The following is a 19,350-nucleotide window of genomic DNA, read 5'->3' on the forward strand; positions in this document are numbered from 1 at the left end:
ACTACTTAGCATGCGGGTTTCGTGTGGACTCGCTGGCAAAATTACGCATCAACAATGCATAATTCAGATCGATATCCTCTGGTACAGGCATCCACACGGTGTAACCATCGCCCGGCGCAACTGGCATGGCTTCGCCTTTCGCGTTTTCCATCTGCTCGAGAGTAAAGTTGATGTTGCCCTGTGGGGTCATCAGCTCCAGGCTGTCGCCGACGGTGAATTTGTTTTTTACCAGCACGGCCGCCAGTTCACCTTTACGTTCGCCGGTGAATTCGCCGACAAACTGCTGACGCTCGGAAACAGAGAAGCCGTATTCGTAGTTTTGATAGTCGTCATGTGTATGGCGGCGCAGGAACCCTTCGGTGTAACCACGATGCGCCAGGCCTTCCAGCGTTTCCAGCAGTTGCGGGTCGAACGGTTTACCGGCTGCGGCATCATCAATGGCTTTACGATAGACCTGCGCGGTACGTGCACAGTAATAGTACGACTTGGTGCGGCCTTCGATCTTCAGGGAATGCACGCCCATCTGCGTCAGGCGCTCAACGTGGGCAATGGCACGCAAATCCTTCGAGTTCATGATGTAAGTGCCGTGCTCGTCTTCGAATGCGGTCATGTACTCACCCGGGCGCTGGGCTTCCTCAATCATAAAGACTTTGTCTGTTGGTGCGCCAATACCCAGCGTGGGTTCGACGTTTTGTACCGGGATAGGCTCGTACTTATGCACGATATTGCCCACTACATCTTCTTTCCCTTCCTGCACGTTGTATTCCCAGCGGCAGGCATTGGTACAGGTACCCTGGTTTGGGTCACGCTTGTTGATGTAGCCAGAGAGCAGGCAACGGCCGGAGTAAGCCATGCACAGCGCGCCGTGAACGAAGATCTCAAGCTCCATATCCGGCACCTGGGTGCGGATCTCTTCAATCTCTTCCAGCGACAGCTCACGGGAGAGGATCACGCGGGTTAGCCCCATCTGCTTCCAGAATTTCACCGTCGCCCAGTTTACGGCGTTAGCCTGTACCGAAAGGTGAATGTCCATGTCAGGGAAGTTTTCGCGCACCAGCATAATCAGACCAGGGTCTGACATGATCAGTGCATCCGGCCCCATTTCCACCACCGGTTTCAGATCACGAATGAAGGTCTTCAGCTTGGCATTATGTGGGGCAATGTTAACCACCACATAGAATTTTTTACCCAATTCATGGGCTTCATTAATACCGAGCTGCAGGTTTTCGTGGTTGAATTCGTTGTTGCGTACGCGCAGTGAGTAACGCGGTTGGCCCGCATACACAGCGTCTGCGCCATAGGCGAAAGCGTAACGCATGTTTTTCAGCGTTCCCGCCGGGGAAAGGAGTTCCGGTTTAAACATAATTTTCTCGTTCTGATGACAGGTCAGACTCGCCTCACTCAATGAGGCGGTTAGGGGAGTGCCCCCATATTAAGGGCGGGCATTGTAGCGCTGCAGGGAAGGCAGGTAAAGAAAAACGCCGGGCGACAGCGTTGCGTTACCCGGCTGAGCGAGTAATTATCAGGTCTTATCTTTTATCGTCTGACTGACACCATTGGTCTTAACCGAAGTAATACCGGTCTCGCGTGACTGTTCATTCGCATACAGTTGACTGCTACCAATAATCTGGTGGTTTGCAGCTTTCAGGTTGAAATGTAATTTTCCATTAGCCGCTGTTTTTTTCTCATAACGCTCATCCAGAGGGCTGTTAGCCTGGACAGATGCGATCCCTTTTTCCGCAGCGCCTTTGGTAGTGTAAAGCTCGCTGGTAAGGATTATTTCCCCGTTCCCAGCTTTAAGAACAAAGCGGTACTGATCATCGCTACTTTTACTTAATTCAAACCAACCAGCCATATGAACTCCTTGATTAAAAGTTTTAGATCAAACAGTTATTGACGACAGTGTTGTCAGAAAGAGTATGAGCGATATTTGGAGAGTTGCTAGTCACCAGGGCCCCATGGAGCAGTGGGCCCTGAAGGGCAGGAGTGTTTAAGCAATTCGGCAGGCGTCGGCTTCCCAGCGATACCCCACGCCATAGACCGCGCGGATAAACGACTGCTCAGCATCCAGCGACTCCAGCTTGCGTCGCAGGTTCTTAATATGGCTGTCGATGGTGCGGTCGGTAACGACGCGATAATCGTCATAGAGATGGTTAAGCAATTGTTCTCGGGAGAATACTTTTCCCGGCTCATGTGACAACGTTTTAAGTAAGCGGAATTCAGCGGGTGTTAAATCGAGCATCTTCCCACGCCAGGAGGCCTGAAAACGGCCTTCATCGACGATAAGCGGGCTTTCTGCATCCATTTGTTGTAGTTCGCGCTGCGGTTTGCATCGGCGCAGGATCGTTTTAACACGCGCGACGACTTCGCGCGGGCTGTACGGTTTACAAATATAATCATCTGCACCGATCTCCAGCCCCAGCAGGCGATCAATCTCTTCGATTTTAGCGGTTACCATCATGATGGGGACTTCTGAGAAGCGGCGGATTTCCCGACACAGGGTCAGACCATCGGTACCGGGCAGCATCAGATCCAACAAGATCAGATCGGGCGGTGTTTGGCGCACGTAAGGCAGAACCAGGTCGCCGTGGCTGATGAGCGTAGGAGCGTAGCTCGCTGCCCGCAGGTAGTCGATGAGCAGTTGCCCCAGCTTGGGTTCGTCTTCCACGATCAGAATACGCGGTGTGTTTTCATCAATGGGTAACTCAGTCATACATCTCTCTGTAAATCGCGTTCCAGCGGTAACTCTACTGTAATGCTAACCCCACCAAAAGGCGAATGGGCGGCGCGGATCAGACCATTATGCGCTTGTACGATATTGACGCAAATCGCCAGCCCCAGCCCGGAACCTCCGCTGGCGCGGTTACGCGAGCCTTCGGTGCGATAAAATCGTTCAAACAGCTTCTGTAACTGCTCGTCACTTACGCCGGGAGCGGAATCCGCGAAGGTTAATAACACCATGCGTTCGCGTTGTTCGGCGCTGATGTGCAGCCCGCCGCCGCTATCGGTGTAGCGCAGGCTGTTTTCCAGCAGATTGTTGAACAACTGCATCAGACGATCCCTGTCGCCAAATACCGTCATGCTGTCCGGTAGCGAGAGTTGAAGCGTTAGTCCACGACTGGCAAAGCGTTCACGAAATGCGCCGCTTGCCACCTCAAGCAACGGGATAAGATCCAGCGATGATTTCTGATAGGCCAGCGCACCTTCATCTGACATGGAGAGCTGATGAAGGTCGTCAACCAGTTTGGTGAGCGTACCCACTTCAGCCTGCAAAGAAGCAACGGAGTCGGGCGTGAACTGGCGGACGCCATCCTGAATGGCCTCCAGTTCACCGCGCAACACCGCCAACGGCGTGCGCAGTTCGTGAGAAATGTCGGCCATAAAGTCACGACGCATCTGCTGGTTTTTTTCCAACGTACTGGCGAGCTGGTTGAAGTCCTGCGCTAGCTTGCCTAGCTCATCCGTACTGGTTGGCGTAACGCGAGTGGTGAAATCGCCCGCCGCCAGTTTGTGCGTGCCTTCCACTAACCGTTTAACCGGGGCCAGCAGGCTGCGCGCCAGCGTAAACGTTGCCAGCGCAGCCAGGATCGTGGAGAGCGCGACGATAAGCCAGCTGGAACGTCTTTGCTGCATGTCGAAATTGATATCGGTATTACGCGTTAAACGCTCCACCGGAGAGGCAATCACAGCACCCACTTCGCTACCGTTGACGCGGATGGGATGGCGCATACCGTCGCGGGGGACAGGAGCCCGCGGGCCGACCAGTACGTGGGCATTTTGATCGACAACCCAAAACTGTGTACGCCAGCCGTGTGGCGGCATGCCTGGACCCGGTTTATCATCGTCGTTGTCGTGTTCAAAAGAGCGCAGGATCTGGAAAACGAAACGATCGTTATTGCGTAAGAATCGCCAGTTGCCGTGCTGCGCGTACTGCTCGCTTAACGCGTCGCTGAGCATTTGCAGCCGCTGTTCGTTACCGTGCTTAATATAGTCGATAAAACCGCGTTCGAAGCTTATGCGTACGGCCCAGTGCATGCTGATCAGCAACACAATGCAGGTGGCGAAAATCGCCAGAAACAGTTTGCCGGTGATACCGGGCCGCCAGAACTTCATCAGGTGCTCCTTTTGCGTCGTGAAATCACCGCATTGGTTTGCGTGTCGTTCGGCACGCGGGCAAAAATAATGGCGGGCAGCGCAATAATGAATGCAATGCACAGCCAGGTATACATAAAGACGCTATGCGTACTACCGCTGTCGATGGCGATATGTTGCTGGCCAAACATGCCTAACAGCAGACCCGCGATGGTCACCCCGATACTCATCGACAGCTGCATGATCATCGACAGCAAGCTGTTGCCGCTGCTGGCGAGATCGTCAGGCAGATCTTTTAACGTCAGGGTATTCATGGATGAAAAGCGCGTTGAGTTGACCATTCCCTGTAAAAACAGCACGAAGGGCAGGGCGTAATACCAGCCCAGCAGTGCCGTGGTCATTAGCAACAGACTGACCAGCGACAGGCCAAGCGTGGTGGTAATCAGTACGCGACGATAACCAAAGCGGTTAACGACCTGCACCACAATGCGCTTCATGCCCATACTGCCCAGCACCATCGGGATCATCATCAGTCCGGCATGAAACGGTGAAAAACCGAGGCCAATCTGTAAAAACACCGGCGTCATAAACGGCAGCATACCGCTGCCGATGCGACCGGCAAAACTGCCGAACAGACCTAGCGAGAAGGTCGATGTGCGAAACAGATTCAGGCTAAACAGCGCGCGGGGATTTCGATGGGCGTGTTTCAGATACAGCGCAATAGCCAGCACCCCGCAGATAACCAACGCCGCCAGCGTGATACTGGAGAGGCCTGTTCCTTTGCTGCCATCGAGCGCCAGCGTCAGAACCGCCATACCGACCGCCAGCATCGCGAATCCGGAGAGGTCGAAGCGTCGGGTTTGCATGGTGTAGTTGGGCATCAACATTAACGTCGCTATCGCGCCGACAATGCCTACCGGAATGTTAATCAAAAAGATCCAGTGCCAGGAGGCGTATTCAACCAGAATTCCGCCTAACGCTGGGCCCAGCAGCGGGCCGATTTGACCGGGTAAAGTGACAAACGTCATCGCCGCCATATATTGCTCACGCGGGACGATTTTCATCACCGTCAGCCTGCCGACTGGCACCATCATCGCACCGCCAACGCCTTGTAAGACGCGCGCCATCACCAGCTCGTTGAGCGTGCTGGACCAGGCGCAAAACAGCGAACCAAGCGTAAACAGGATAATGGCGGTGAAGAAGATATTACGCACGCCAACTTTGTCCGCCAGCCATCCGCTGGCGGGCAGCATCACGGCAACGGTTAAAACATATGACACTATGACCATATGCATGTGTAACGGGCTTTCCCCGAGGCTTGCCGCCATCGAGGGAAGCGCGGTATTAACGATGGTGGTATCCAGCGACTGCATAAAAAAACCAAATGCCACAATCCAAAGTTGCCAGCGGGTGCTGTCGGGAAGTTCTGTCATAACTCTGCTACCGGTTTGCTGTTTTTACGCGAAAAACGCAGACGCAGACGGTCGAAAAAGAGATAGACCACAGGCGTGGTGTACAGCGTCAGGAGCTGGCTCACGACCAGCCCACCGACAATGGTTATCCCCAACGGCTGGCGCAGCTCAGAGCCATCCCCTGCGGATAACACTAACGGCAGTGCGCCAAATAACGCCGCCAGCGTGGTCATCATGATTGGGCGAAAGCGCAACAGGCAGGCCTGGAAAATAGCTTCTTCCGGCTGCAGCTTACCGTTTCTCTGCGCTTCCAGCGCAAAATCGACCATCATGATGGCGTTTTTCTTCACAATTCCAATTAATAGCATGATCCCTATCAGGGCGATTAGGCTGAATGGGGCATTGAACAGCTCCAGCGCCAGCAAAGCCCCGACCCCTGCCGAAGGTAGCGTGGAGAGAATGGTCAGCGGATGTACATAGCTTTCATACAGCATACCCAGCACGATATAGACGGTGGCGATGGCGGCGATAATCAGGATCACCTGCGAGTTCATCGTGTCCTGAAATACCAGGGCGGTACCGGCAAAGCTGCCACGAACCGTGGAGGGGACGCCTAGCTGGGTCATGGTTCTGTTGATGGCCTCTGTCGCTTCTGACAGTGAAGAACCTGTCGGCAGGTTAAACGACACGGTTGAGGCGGCAGATAATCCCTGATGGTTTACCGACAGTGGCGCATTCGCTGGCTGCCATTTGGCAAAGTACGATAACGGGATCGCCTTACCTTCATTGTTGATGACGAACATTTTGTCCAGCGCGCTGATGTCCTGGGTGTAACGTCGATCGACCTCCATCACCACTTTGTACTGGTTCATCGGCTGATAGATGGTTGAAATTTGTCTCTGACCAAAGGCGTTATTCAGCAGGCTGTTGGCGGCCGCCACGTCGATCCCAAGACGAGACATGGTGTCGCGATCGTAAATCAGATTCATCTCCGCGCCATTGTCCTGCTGATCGGAGTTGACGTCCGCCAGTTGGGGCAGGGCGGCAAGCGCCTTACGGATCTTCGGTTCCCACTCACGCAGCGCCGCCAGATCGTCGGACAGTAATGTGTATTGATAGCTGGCGTTGGCCTGCCGTCCGCCAACGCGGATGTCCTGCACCGCCATCAGAAACAGATTCGCACCTGGTTCTTTTGAAAGCGCAACGCGTAGGCGGTCGATCACCTGCTGAGCGGTTTCACGGCGCTCATCGCGTGGCTTGAGGGTAATAAACATCATCCCGCTGTTAACCCGTGACCCACCGGTAAAGCCGGTGACATTGTTCACCGCGGGATCGTCGCGGATGATCTTCATAAAATCCTGCAGTTTACCGCGCATCGCCTGGAAAGAGATGCTCTGGTCAGCCTGGATCCCTCCCATCAATACGCCCGTATCCTGCTCCGGGAAGAAGGTTTTGGGGATGGAAATATAAAGCCAGATATTCAGCGCAATGGTGCCGAGTAATACCACGCCCACCAGTCGCGTGTGGCGCAGTACCCATTTAAGTGAAGTGCCGTAGCTTTGCTGCAGCGCTACCAGCATGCGACCAAATCCCCGTTTACGCGACTGTTCACGCGGGGCACTGGATTTAAGCATCCAGCCGCACATCATTGGCGTTAATGTCAGCGACACCAGCAGCGAGATACCGATGGCAACCGACAGCGTGACGGCAAATTCGCGCAGCAGGCGTCCAGGCAATCCGCCCATTAACAGCAGCGGCAGGAATACCGCCACCAGCGACAGGCTCATGGAAAGCACAGTGAATCCCACTTCGCGCGTACCCTGTAACGCCGCCTGGAGTGGCTTCATTCCCGCTTCCAGGTGGCGGGCAATATTTTCCAGCACCACGATGGCGTCATCTACGACAAATCCCGTGGCAATGGTTAACGCCATCAACGACAGGTTGTTCAGGCTGAATCCGCACAGATACATGGCGGCAAAGGTACCGATCAGCGAGACCGGAACCGCTACCGCGGGGATCAGAGTCGCACGCCCGGATCGCAGGAAAACAAAGACCACCAGGATAACCAGCGCCACGGAGATAATCAGCGTCTGTTCGACTTCCTCTAGTGAAGCGCGAATGGTCGGTGAACGGTCCTGGGCGATTTGCAGATCGATGGCGGCCGGGACCAGCGTTTGTAACTCCGGTAATTTGGCGCGAATGCTATCTACCGTCTGAATAATATTGGCTTCCGGCAGCTTGCGGATCATCAGCAGAATGGCCGGTTTGGCGTTGGTCATCCCCGCGTTACGAACGTCCTGTACAGAGTCGGTTATAGACGCAACATCACCCAGTCGCACCGCTGCGCCGTTGTTATAGTGGATGATAATAGGTTGATATTCGGCGGCGGTTTTCAGCTCATCGTTAGTTTGTACCTGCCAGCGATGGGTATCATTCTCGATAGCACCCTGCGGCTTACGCACGTTGGCATTGTCGATCGCGCTACGCACGTCGTCCAGCGACACGCCCTGGTTAAACAGCGCCTGCGGGTTGAGTCCTACCCGCACGGCAGGCAGAGAACTGCCTCCAACGTCCACGTCGCCCACACCGTCGATTTGCGCGATGGTCTGCGCCAGTTGTGTTGATGCGAAATCGTACAGTTCACCCTGCGAGTAAGTGTCCGACGTCAGCGTCAGGATCATGATTGGCGCATCGGAAGGGTTAGCTTTGCGATACGTTGGTCGGCTCGGCATCCCGCTGGGCAGCAGGCTTTGCGCGGCGTTAATCGCGGCCTGAACGTCCCGCGCCGCGCCATTGATGTCACGGTCGAATTTGAATTCGAGAATAATACGCGTACTGCCAAGCGAACTACTCGAAGTCATTTCGTTTACGCCCGCGATGCGGCCCAGCGAGCGCTCCAGCGGAGTTGCGACCGAAGACGCCATCGTTTCAGGGGAGGCACCGGGTAATGATGCGCTGACCATAATCACCGGAAAATCCACCTGCGGCAGCGGAGCGACCGGCAGCAGACGAAAGCCCAGAATACCGCACAGGGTGATAGCCACCGAAATGAGAATGGTCGCCACCGGCCGATGAATGAAAAGCGCGAAAAATTTCATTTACGCTTCCTCTTCCTGACGCGGGAAACGGCTTTTCACATACAGCGACAGACGGTCAAACAGCAGATAAATTACCGGGGTGGTAAACAGGGTTAATACCTGACTCACAAGCAGTCCACCGACCATGCCAATGCCTAACGGACGGCGTAACTCTGCGCCCACACCGGTACTTAACATCAGCGGCAACGCGCCGAGCAGTGCCGCCAGCGTAGTCATCAGAATTGGGCGGAAACGCAGCAGACAGGCCTGGAAAATAGCATCGCGCGGCGCCATGCCTTGTTCGCGCTCCGCGGCAAGGGCAAAGTCGATCATCATGATGGCGTTTTTCTTGACGATACCGATGAGCAAAATAATGCCAATAATCGCGATGACGTCCAGTTCGCTGCCGGCAATCATTAACGCCAGCAGTGCCCCGACGCCTGCCGTCGGCAGCGTGGAGAGAATAGTAATTGGGTGAATAAAGCTCTCATACAGCACGCCGAGGACGATATACATCGCGACAACTGCAGCCACAATCAACCAGATGGTATTTCCCAGCGCGGCCTGGAAGGCGAGCGTGCTACCCTGGAACTGGGTAGTAATATTTGCGGGCAGGTTAAGCGTTTTTTCGGCATCCAGAATCGCCTGTACCGCATCACCCAGCGAATGTTCGTCTGGCACGTTGAACGAGATGGTGGTGACCGGGAACTGATCGAGGTGGTTAATCGACAGCGGGGCAAAACGCTGTTCAATACTGGCGATCGCGCTGAGCGGTACTATGCCACCGTCGCTACTGGTCAGACGTATTGTATCCAGTGCCGCAAGCCCCGGCGTATTGTTGGTGTTATGTTCTAACACCACGCGATATTGATTTGCCTGGGTGTAAATAGTCGAAATCAAACGCTGGCCGAAGGCGTTGTACAGGGCGTTGTCGACATCTGACATGCTGATGCCCAAACGGCTTGCACTGTCGCGATTGACGTTCACATACGCTACCAGCCCTTTGTCCTGCCAGTCGCTGCTGACGTCGGACAGTTGCGGTAGCTGATTTAGTTTTGCTATCAGCTGTGGAACCCAGGTGCTGAGGGCATCAAGGGATGTCGCTTGCAGCGTGAATTGATATTGCGTCCGGCTCACCTGAGTATCAATCGTCAGATCCTGAGTAGGCTGAAGATAAAGGTCAACTCCGGGAACCCTGTCAACCGCGTCCTGTAAGCGCGCAATCACTTTCTGCACCCGATCGTCACGTTCATCCAGTGGTTTAAGGTTGATTTGCAAACGCGCGCTGTTCAATGCCGGATTAGTACCATCCACGCCGACAAAAGCGGTCAGGCTCTCTACCGCCGGATCTTTAAGGATGACATCTGAAACCTGACGCTGGCGCTCGGCCATGCTGGCGAATGAGCTGGACTGCGGCGCCTGTAGCGTACCCTGGATAATGCCGTTGTCCTGGATTGGGAAGAAACCTTTGGGGATGAAAACCCATAGCATGACGCTCAATGCCAGCGTGCCGAGCGCTACGCTAAGTGTGAGCCACGGGTGGTTAAGTACTTTTGCCAGCCAATGACCGTACCCGGCTATGACGCGATCAAACATTCGCTCTGAGGCGCGGGAGAAGCGATTCTGCTTACGCAATGAGGCCTGATTCAGCATACGCGCGCACATCATCGGCGTAAGAGTGAGCGAGACAACGGCAGAAATCAGAATCGCCACCGCCAGCGTAACGGCGAATTCACGGAACAAACGCCCGACGATATCGCCCATGAATAGCAGTGGGATCAATACCGCAATCAATGAAAACGTCAGAGAGATGATGGTAAAACCAATCTCGCCTGCGCCCTTCAGGGCAGCAGTCAGAGGTTTTTCGCCTTTTTCGATATAGCGTGAAATATTCTCGATAACCACGATAGCGTCATCCACAACAAAGCCTGTCGCGATGGTTAGCGCCATTAAGGTCAGGTTGTTGATGGAGAAATCAAGAAATACCATCACCGCGAAGGTGCCGATTAACGACAACGGTACGGCGACTGCAGGAATAATCGTCGCCGGAACATTGCGCAGAAACAGGTAGATAATCATCACCACCAGCGCTATCGCCAGCATCAACTCGAACTGGGTGTCTGCAACAGAGGCACGAATATTGGTGGTGCGATCGGAAAGTACGCTGACCTTAACCGATTTGGGCAGGCTTTCGGTGAGCTGTGGCAGCATCTGGCGGATACTGTCTGCCGTGGCGATGATGTTCGCCCCAGGCTGGCGCTGCACATTCATCACTATAGCTTGTTGCTTATTTGCCCATGCACCTAGCCAGCTGTTTTCTGCTCCTTGTTCGACGGTAGCAACATCGCCCAGACGAACCGGCGCACCGTTTTTATAGGCAATAATGAGCTGACGATATTCATCTGCGGACTGCATTTGGTCGTTAGCTGAAAGGGTAACGGCGCGCGTTGGGCCATCAAGACTCCCTTTTGCTGAATTGACGTTGGCACCGGTAATGGCCGTACGGATGGTTTCGCTGGTAAGACCGAGTGCGGCAATGGCCTGAGCGTTAAGTTTCACGCGGACCGCCGGACGTTGCCCACCGGAAAGTGTTACCAGACCCACGCCGGATACCTGAGAGATTTTCTGCGCGACGCGGGTTTCGACCATATCTTCCACCTGCGTCATCGGCATGGCGCTGGAAGTGACCGCCAGCGTCATGATCGGCGGATCTGCCGGGTTTACCTTGCTGTAGACCGGAGGGTTAGGTAGATCGCTAGGTAATAAATTGGTGGCGGCGTTAATCGCGGCCTGAACTTCTTGCTCGGCAACATCCAGCGGGAGCGTCAGTTGAAACTGTAACGTAACGACCGATGCGCCACCGGAGCTTTGTGATGACATCTGTTTTAAGCCAGACATCTGGCCAAACTGACGTTCAAGCGGCGCGGTTACCGCCGAGGTCATAACGTCCGGGCTGGCGCCAGGGTAGAGCGTCACGACCTGAATCGTGGGGTAATCCACTTCAGGTAAGGCGGCGATTGGCAGAAAGCGATAACCGATAATACCGGCAAGCAAAATCGCGACCATCAGCAGCGTAGTGGCGACGGGGCGCAGAATGAACAGGCGCGATGGTCCGCCAGCGTTGTCCGGAGGTAACACCTGCATCAGGAGTTGGCTCCTTTTTTGCCGTATCCGCGTGGCGCTGTTTTCTCATCGGAAACAGAGGCGTCGTGCGCCTCAACGACTTCGACTTTTGCGCCTTCCGTCAGACGGTCAATACCGTCAGTCACGACCCGATCGCCTGCGGACAACCCAGCGGCGATCACCACTTTTTGGCTGTCCTGAATACCCGGTTTAACCAGATGCTTGCTGACTTTGTTGTCGCTGTTCAATACCCAGACAAAGTGCCCTTCGTTGCCCATCTGCAGGGCTGCTGTTGGGATCACAACGGCATTTTGCTGTGTGTCGACCAGCATGCGGGCGTTGACGAACTGGTTAGGGAATAACGCATCATCCTGATTGTTAAAACGGGCTTTAACTTTGATGGTTCCTGTAGTGGCATCAATCTGATTGTCGAGACTGAGCAGGACGCCTTCACTCAGTTTTTGTGAATTGGTTCGGTCCCAGGCTTCGACCTTCAGCTGGCCCCCCGATTTTTGTGCCTGCAACACGGTAGCAATGTCGTTTTCAGGCAAAGTAAATATCAGGTCGATGGGATGAGTTTGCGTAATGACGACGATTCCGGTGGTATCGCCGCTGGAAATTTGGTTACCGACATCGACCTGCTTCAGGCCGACACGACCATCGACAGGTGCGGTTATCCGACTCCAGTCGAGCTGCAACTGAGCGCTGGCGACACTGGCTTCATCCGCTTTGATTGTGCCTAACGTCTCATTGACCAGCGCCTGCTGGGCATCCAGCTCCTGGCGGGAGACCAGATTGGTTTTAACCAACTGTTGATAGCGGGCAAGATCGCGACGGGCATTCGCCAGCGTGGCTTTATCTTTTGCCAGTTGTCCCTGCGCCTGAGCCAGAGCGACTTTGAACTGGCTGGGATCTATCTCTGCCAGCAGGTCGCCGGCTTTTACCTGTTGTCCTTCCTCAAAGTGTAAGGCAATGAGCTGACCGTCCACCCGGCTACGTACCGTGGCGGTATTGGCGGCAGTAATGGTACCCAGCCCTGTCAGGTAACGTGGAACGGCTTCCTCGGTGGCGGTGGCAGCCTGCACGGGAGCCAACGGTCCGGAGCGCATTCCACGGCGTGCCGACCCAGGCGTGTGCTGCGCTGGTTTGGTAGCTCCCGGTGCGGTTTCCTGGGAAGCGCTGCGGCTTTGCCAGAACCAGATGGCGGCGACGGCGGCCACGACGATCACGATTGCTATCACCCAGCGGGATTTATTACTGCCTTTCATTGTTATGAGTTTCTCATCCTGAAACGATTCGCGGAATGATACTAGTTTAGCCAGCGAACAAGGGAGAAAAATGGAGGAATTATGAAACACTGTCGGGATTCGTCTGAATGCTGACGCGGCTTTGCGAGGCGTTACGCAACAATTTGCGGCGAAAATAGCGAATGCGTCATTGTGCGTTAGAGTGCGGTCAAGGCAAAAGGAGGTAAGCCAGAGATTTCAGCGGGACGCTGGAACGGGAAAGCCCCTCCCGAGGAAGGGGCCAAAATAAGGAAAGGGTTATGATGAAGTACGTCATCATACTGGTGATACTCTTAGTCATTAGCTTACCGGCTTACTAAGACACCAGGGGGAGGGGAAACCTTCCCTAACCCTCACTCCTGAAAATAAGCCACAGCAACGGTGATGTCAATACGCACACCTTTCAGCTTGCGAGCGGCTTAGCGGAAAACAACGTCAGCCCAGCGGGCCAGACCGGCGGTGACAGAACCGAAGTCATCGCCACCCGCGATAGGGATCCCAGGAAGCTGCTGGGCGAGGGCTTTTTTAATCAGCGGTGAACGCGCGCTGCCGCCGGTCAGATAAATCACGTCCGGTTTTTCCTGCGCGTTGTCCAGCGCCAGTTGGACCTGCTCCAGAATGCGCGCCAGGGGCTGATTGAGCGCGGCCTCCAATCCATGTTGACTAATATCGGTTGCCAGCGTGTCGCTGATAAACGGTATCGCCGCCGTTACAATGGTCTGGTCGGAAAGCGCGATCTTGCTCTCTTCTGCGCTGCGCACCAGGCGATAGCTCAGACGCTCGCGCCAGACTTTGAGCAGCAAGGCTACTTTATCGGCTTCTTTCGCGTCGCGGACAAGATCGTTCAGTAAACGACCGTTGGCGCTGCTGTAGAAATCACTTTGCGCGGGAACATCGTTGATCGCAACCGCGTTCCACCAGGGGAGAATCGGTAAGGCGATCCCTTTTTCAGTCTCACCGCCCATACCTAGCAGCGGCATCAGGTGTTTAAACGCCAGCGCGATATCCAGATCGTTCCCGCCTACACGGCAGCCACTGTGTCCCAGCAGGCTGTTTTCGCGATCGGCGCGCTGATGCCATTGCGGCCCCATCAGCAGTAGTGAACAGTCGGTCGTACCCCCGCCAATATCTACCACCAGAACGCGTTTCTCATCCTGCAGTGTGGCTTCGTAATCCAGCCCCGCTGCTACCGGCTCGTACTGGAAGACGACATCCTGAAAACCGGCACGTTTGGCCGCACGTTCAAGAATCCCCTGCGCCTGGATGTTGGCGTCATCGCCACCTAATCCCTGGAAGTTGATGGGGCGACCAATTACGGCCTGAGTGATAGCTTCCGGCAATTGGCTTTGCGCCTGGTTGCGAATGTGCAGCATCATTGCACAGACCAGATCTTCAAAAAGCGCAACTTGCTGCGGCTTCAGACCGCTGGCACCCAAAAATGATTTTGGCGATTTAACGAAGTACACCTCTTCCGGGTCTTCAATATACTGACCCAGCGATGTCAGACCGAACTGCACGCTGTTGGCGTTAACGTCGATGTCCTCTTCGCGATTGTAGCGCATCGCACGGCGAAGCAGCGCCTGTGTTTCATCGTCCGTGGTTGGAACGTCGTGATGGCGATACAGCCACTCGCTAACCGCTTCGCGCGTTGGTGCGCACAGCATTGAGGGTAGCAGCATGCTGTTATTTTCCATTTTGAGCAGGTGGGGCTGCCCATCACGCATAACGGCCACTGAACAGTTTGCCGTACCGTAGTCAAAACCAATAAACACCGTAAAAATCCCCATGCCAGTGAAGAAGGGGCGTGACTTTAACGAATAGTTGACGCCCCGACAACTGGAATATGAAAGCAAGGCGTACTGATTGAATACCGTTTATGCTGTAAGTTTGCTTTAAAAGGAAAACCGAATGTTCACGCTGAGCTGGCAACCGCCTTATGACTGGCCCTGGATGCTGGGATTTCTTGCCGCCCGTGCGGTTGAAGGTGTCGAAACCGTAGAAGAACTGAGTTATGTCCGAAGTCTGTCCGTAGGGGAGCATCGTGGTCTGGTGAGCGTTGTCCCGGATCTGCACGCCAACGTGCTACACGTGACGTTGAGCTCAGGGTTACAGCCTGTAGCCTCTGAGTGCCTGGCAAAAATAACGCGCTTGTTCGATCTTTCCTGTTGCCCGCAGCAAATTGTCGGCGCGCTGGGTAACCTCGGCGCGGCGCGTCCGGGATTGCGCCTGCCGGGATGTGTCGATGCTTTTGAGCAAGGGGTACGGGCGATTTTAGGGCAGTTAGTCAGCGTGGCGATGGCCGCAAAACTGACAGCGAAAGTAGCGCACGCTTATGGCAATACGCTGGAGGATGCGCCCGAGTATGTGTGTTTTCCCTCTCCAGAAGAGCTTGCCAACGCCGATCCGCTGCACCTGAAAACGTTAGGAATGCCGCTCAAACGCGCTGAAGCGTTGATTCACCTTGCTCATGCAACCCTTGAAGGAACGCTCGCGACAACAGCCCCTGCCGATATCGAACAAGGCGTTAAGCAGCTACAAACATTTCCCGGGATAGGGCGCTGGACCGCCAACTACTTTGCGCTGCGCGGCTGGCAGGCGAAGGACGTTTTTCTGCCGGATGATTATCTGATTAAGCAGCGTTTTCCCGGCATGACACCAGCCCAGATCCGGCGGTATGCAGAGCGCTGGAAACCCTGGCGCTCCTATGCGCTGTTGCATATCTGGTATACGGATGGTTGGCAACCGTCAGTTGATGGCGAAATTGCTGGTATTCAGTAGCAGATCCAGCGGTTGGGCGTCGGCAATAATATCGCCATAAATCATATCAATACCGATGCCTGAAAGCGTATCCATGATGAGCGGCAGTTGCACCGGACCGGCGATGGTTTTAATGTCCAGGCGCTGAGCATGACCCTGGATAATGGACACCCACATTTCGTCGATCAAGTTGCCGGGAGCGCTGGCACTTAGCTCGCTGTCGAGCAACAGGTAATCGACAATGTGATATTTCAGGTTGTCAAAAAGCTCTAAGTCGCGACCAACCTGACTTAACACAATTCGACAACCGTACTGGCGCAGTCGATGCAGTGCGGATACCGCCTGCGTTGGGTTTGTTTTGATGACGCTTGATGGAACGGTCAGATGCAGCAATCGTGGCGGTAGCGGGCTGCGTTGCAATTGCTCCAGCAGCTCATCTACCAGCTCTGTGTTGAGCAGGCCGGCGGCGGAAAGGGGCAGGGCAATACTGAGGCCCTTGTTGGCGACAGCCGGGGCAGCACTCTGGAAGAACTCGCCGAACACCCGACGATCGAGCGCTTGACTCAACGTGGGATCGACCAACCCGGCATGGAAGGCTTGATCTTCAATGACTTCACCCTCAGCGGTGCCTAAGCGAAGCGAGATAATCCAGAAGCTAAAAGTCTCCGGTATACGCGGAGAAGCAACACCTCTGGCGATCATCAGCATAGGGTTGTGTGTAATAGTGTGTCTTTGTTCATCCAATGACAGTTGGCTACGCGCGGCATGGGCCTGGCTTTGCTGAGGCTCATAGACACAGACTCGCCCACGGCCGCTGTTTTTCGCCGCGTAGCAGGCGATATCGGCCTGAGACATAACGTCAGTCGCGACATGGTTTTTCTCATCAATCAGCGTAATTCCCGCACTGGCGCCAATACGGTGCAAACGGCCTTCCCACATAAATTGGTAATTGTTAATAGCACTGATGATGCGTCCTGAGATAAAGCGGGCGCTTTCGATATTACAATCCGGCAGCAACAGACCAAACTCGTCGCCGCCAAGGCGCGCCAGCATATCGCTGGATCGCAACATGCTGAGCATAAGCGCAGAGAGTTCACGCAGCAGGGCATCGCCGGCGGCATGACCCGCGCTGTCGTTCACCGCTTTAAAACGATCCAAATCGATAAAAACCAGTACATGGCACTGGCGCGTGTCGTGTACTGAATGCAGCAATTGTTTTAGATGGTTTTCGAAGCTGACCCGGTTTGCCAACTGCGTCAGGTCATCATGTGAGGCACTGTAGCTAAGCTGGCGGAGCATCTTCCGTGACTCTGTGACGTCCTGAATAACCAACACCGAACCAATGCTGCCGCCGTCAAGGGTGCTGAGGGGCGTGATGCTGTACTGAATGTCATAACTGTTGCCGTTACGACAATGCAGGACCACTTCCTGCTCGATTGCCGTACGCGACATGTCAGCACTGTAGATATTTTCCATCAGCGGACCGTTCTCGCCAAAAGTAATATGTAGTACCGTCAATAGCGGAATGCCGATGGCACTGTCCTGCTGCCAGCCGCTCATTTTCTCAGCGACCGGATTCATAAAGGTCACGTTCATATAGACATCAATACAAATTACCGCTTCGCCGATTGAGTCCAGCGTAATGTGCAGGCGCTCTTTTTCCTGATACAGCGCTTCGTTAAGCTGCTTCACTTCGGTCATATCCATATTGATACCAAGTAAGCGTTCAACTTCACCGTCTTTATTCAGCACCCGGTTGGCCAACGAGCGGATATGGCGTATGCCATCTTTTACTGCGATACGAAACTCAAGCTTAAACGGAACCCGCGCGGCCAGCGAATCACGAATCACATTTTCGGCGTACTCGCGATCTTCGGGTACAACGCACTCATACCAGACTTGCCAGCTGGGCTTTATATGCGCAGGAACTTCATACAGATCGAACATCCGTTTATCCCAACTGATCACGTCAGGCTGCAGTTCCCATTCCCAAATCCCAATACCCCCGGCTTCATTGGCGAGGGTAATGCGTTCCATCAACCGTTTGTTAATCCACTCGGTATGCTTCAGGTCGTTAATGTCCTCAACCTGCGCGATAAAGTAGAGTGGAGTGTTGTCGCTATGACGCACCAGCGAAACGGCCAGCAACGCCCAGACGACGTCGCCCGCGCGGGTGTAATAGCGTTTTTCCATGGAATAGCTATTAATCTCTCCGCGTGCCAGCATGTTGAGTTGTTCAAGGTCGTTGTTCAGATCTTCCGGCCAGGTTAACTGCTGGAAGGTCAGCGAACGTAGCTCCTCCTGGCTATAGCCCAGAAACTGGCACAAGGCTTTATTGGCCTGTAGCCATTGCCCCTCGGTGCCAACCAGTGCCATGCCAATCGCGGAATATTCCATGGCGTTGCGAAAGCGCGACTCGCTTTCTGAAATGTTCTTGCGTTCGGCTCGAAACGCGTACATCACCATGGTCATCATGTTGGCGGGCAACAGGATCATCAAAAACGGCAACCAGGGGATGTCCGTCATCATGTTCTGTTTCGGGGTGTAAAGCAGTGAAGGGTCGGCGGCCAGCATCAGCGAAACCATCATCACGGTGCTGAGAAATATTAAAAACGCCTCCATACGCGGCAGACGGACAGCGCTCCACATCAGCAGGACAATAACGCAGGTAAATGGCCATGGAATGTACATCATGGATAGCCAACTGAACGTTAAGGTCACCAGAAGCGTAATCAGGGTCTCAAGCAATAATCGCGGGTCGCGATGGCGCAGCAGGTAATGTGGTTTAAACAGCAAACCTAACGGCACCAACGCCAGTGCGCCAATGGATTCTGACAGTACCCAAATGAGAAAGGTATTTAACGTAGTTTCCTTCGGCAACAACATCCACATCAATACGCCGCCCAGCAGTGGCGGAACAACCGCGCTGCCAAATGCCAGACGCGCCCAGTCGTTAAGATTTTGTAAGGGATTGTACCAGGGCAGCAGTTTACGCAATAACATTGCGCCAACAACAGCCTCAATAATGTTAATGACCGTATAGGCGAAATTAAGCGACTGTCCGGGGAAGAAGAGTAAAGAGGCGCCGATGCTACCGAATGAGCAAGCCAGCGCGATCCCAGGCCACATCTTTCCAGCGTGACGGTAAAAAGCCACCATCATGATAGAGGTTGGAAACCACAGCGGTGCAAGCTGTGCGCCGTAACGTGACAGTTCCAGCGAAAACAACGTAAAGATGAAAGCCACCAGACCTAAACTGGCCAGGCGCAGTAGAGGATGGGGTAAGGTAACTAAAACATGTTGGGATTGTTTACTCATTACCACTCTACCCAAATAGCCGTTGTCGCCCAGCAGAGATGCCAGACGCATCACATTTAATCTGGGATTATGCTAGTACAAACAATTTACAATTTATACGCCAGCTGCTCATAAATTAACACTCCCAAGCTATTAATTCCTAAGGCAGGTGAATAAATATAGCGGCTGTTCTAAATCTGACCATTTTAATTTGCGACAGGGGCAGCATTGGTGCAGCCTGGGGTGGCATCGCGCCGCTGAAATCCCTATAATTGCCGCGTTTGGCGTTTCGGCGCCGCCCTTCCT

General features: G+C 54.2%; 12 protein-coding genes. 2 read left to right on the forward strand and 10 right to left on the reverse strand.

Features of this window, described 5'->3' with window-relative positions; translation table 11 throughout:
- Window position 1 precedes the first annotated feature (1 nt).
- The 8 genes from trhP to OGV98_RS06085 form a co-directional block, all read right to left on the reverse strand.
- Window positions 2-1,363, reverse strand: coding sequence for a prephenate-dependent tRNA uridine(34) hydroxylase TrhP (trhP, locus tag OGV98_RS06050; protein WP_003844346.1), 1,362 nt, complete (start codon window positions 1,361-1,363; stop codon window positions 2-4).
- Window positions 1,364-1,522: 159 nt separating this feature from the next.
- Window positions 1,523-1,855 carry a YegP family protein gene (locus OGV98_RS06055; RefSeq protein ID WP_003841759.1) on the reverse strand — a complete coding sequence of 111 codons (333 nt, stop codon included), beginning with the start codon at window positions 1,853-1,855 and terminating at the stop codon, window positions 1,523-1,525.
- 135 nt (window positions 1,856-1,990) lie between these two features.
- On the reverse strand, window positions 1,991-2,713 hold the full coding sequence (gene baeR, locus OGV98_RS06060) for an envelope stress response regulator BaeR (RefSeq protein ID WP_003036797.1): 723 nt from the start codon (window positions 2,711-2,713) through the stop codon (window positions 1,991-1,993).
- A complete protein-coding gene (gene baeS, locus OGV98_RS06065; RefSeq protein ID WP_003841761.1) occupies window positions 2,710-4,113 on the reverse strand; it encodes an envelope stress sensor histidine kinase BaeS in 1,404 nt (467 codons plus the stop codon). Before baeS ends, baeR begins: the two co-directional genes overlap by 4 nt.
- Complete coding sequence (locus OGV98_RS06070) at window positions 4,113-5,525, reverse strand: MFS transporter (RefSeq protein WP_044711356.1); 1,413 nt, start codon at window positions 5,523-5,525, stop codon at window positions 4,113-4,115. The genes baeS and OGV98_RS06070 overlap by 1 nt, the downstream gene beginning before the upstream one ends.
- Window positions 5,522-8,602, reverse strand: coding sequence for a multidrug efflux RND transporter permease subunit MdtC (gene mdtC, locus OGV98_RS06075; RefSeq protein WP_202581167.1), 3,081 nt, complete (start codon window positions 8,600-8,602; stop codon window positions 5,522-5,524). The genes OGV98_RS06070 and mdtC overlap by 4 nt, the downstream gene beginning before the upstream one ends.
- The gene (locus OGV98_RS06080; RefSeq protein ID WP_202581168.1) at window positions 8,603-11,725 is read right to left on the reverse strand and encodes an MdtB/MuxB family multidrug efflux RND transporter permease subunit; all 3,123 of its coding nucleotides are present in this window, start codon (window positions 11,723-11,725) and stop codon (window positions 8,603-8,605) included. It lies immediately after the preceding gene.
- Entirely contained in the window at window positions 11,725-12,972 is a 1,248-nt protein-coding gene (locus OGV98_RS06085) for an MdtA/MuxA family multidrug efflux RND transporter periplasmic adaptor subunit (RefSeq protein ID WP_003844338.1), read from the reverse strand. The genes OGV98_RS06080 and OGV98_RS06085 overlap by 1 nt, the downstream gene beginning before the upstream one ends.
- A gap of 278 nt (window positions 12,973-13,250) precedes the next feature.
- Here OGV98_RS06085 and OGV98_RS06090 point away from each other — a divergent pair, with 278 nt between their 5' ends.
- A complete protein-coding gene (locus OGV98_RS06090) occupies window positions 13,251-13,310 on the forward strand; it encodes a type I toxin-antitoxin system Ibs family toxin (RefSeq protein ID WP_106672390.1) in 60 nt (19 codons plus the stop codon).
- A 99-nt stretch (window positions 13,311-13,409) separates the two neighbouring features.
- On the opposite strand, the gene yegD is transcribed toward OGV98_RS06090, so the two are convergent.
- Complete coding sequence (yegD, locus tag OGV98_RS06095; RefSeq protein ID WP_088903292.1) at window positions 13,410-14,762, reverse strand: molecular chaperone; 1,353 nt, start codon at window positions 14,760-14,762, stop codon at window positions 13,410-13,412.
- A gap of 136 nt (window positions 14,763-14,898) precedes the next feature.
- Here yegD and alkA point away from each other — a divergent pair, with 136 nt between their 5' ends.
- Window positions 14,899-15,768: a DNA-3-methyladenine glycosylase 2 gene (gene alkA / locus OGV98_RS06100; protein ID WP_003841772.1), complete on the forward strand. Its 870-nt coding sequence runs from the start codon at window positions 14,899-14,901 to the stop codon at window positions 15,766-15,768.
- Here alkA and OGV98_RS06105 read toward each other — a convergent pair.
- Window positions 15,736-19,065 (reverse strand): diguanylate cyclase, encoded by a 3,330-nt coding sequence (locus OGV98_RS06105; RefSeq protein WP_088903406.1) that lies wholly within the window; start codon window positions 19,063-19,065, stop codon window positions 15,736-15,738. The genes alkA and OGV98_RS06105 overlap by 33 nt on opposite strands.
- Between the last annotated feature and the right edge of the window lie 285 nt (window positions 19,066-19,350).

It is taken from the genome of Citrobacter sp. Cf136, from assembly GCF_030333815.1.
Lineage (GTDB): Bacteria > Pseudomonadota > Gammaproteobacteria > Enterobacterales > Enterobacteriaceae > Citrobacter > Citrobacter freundii.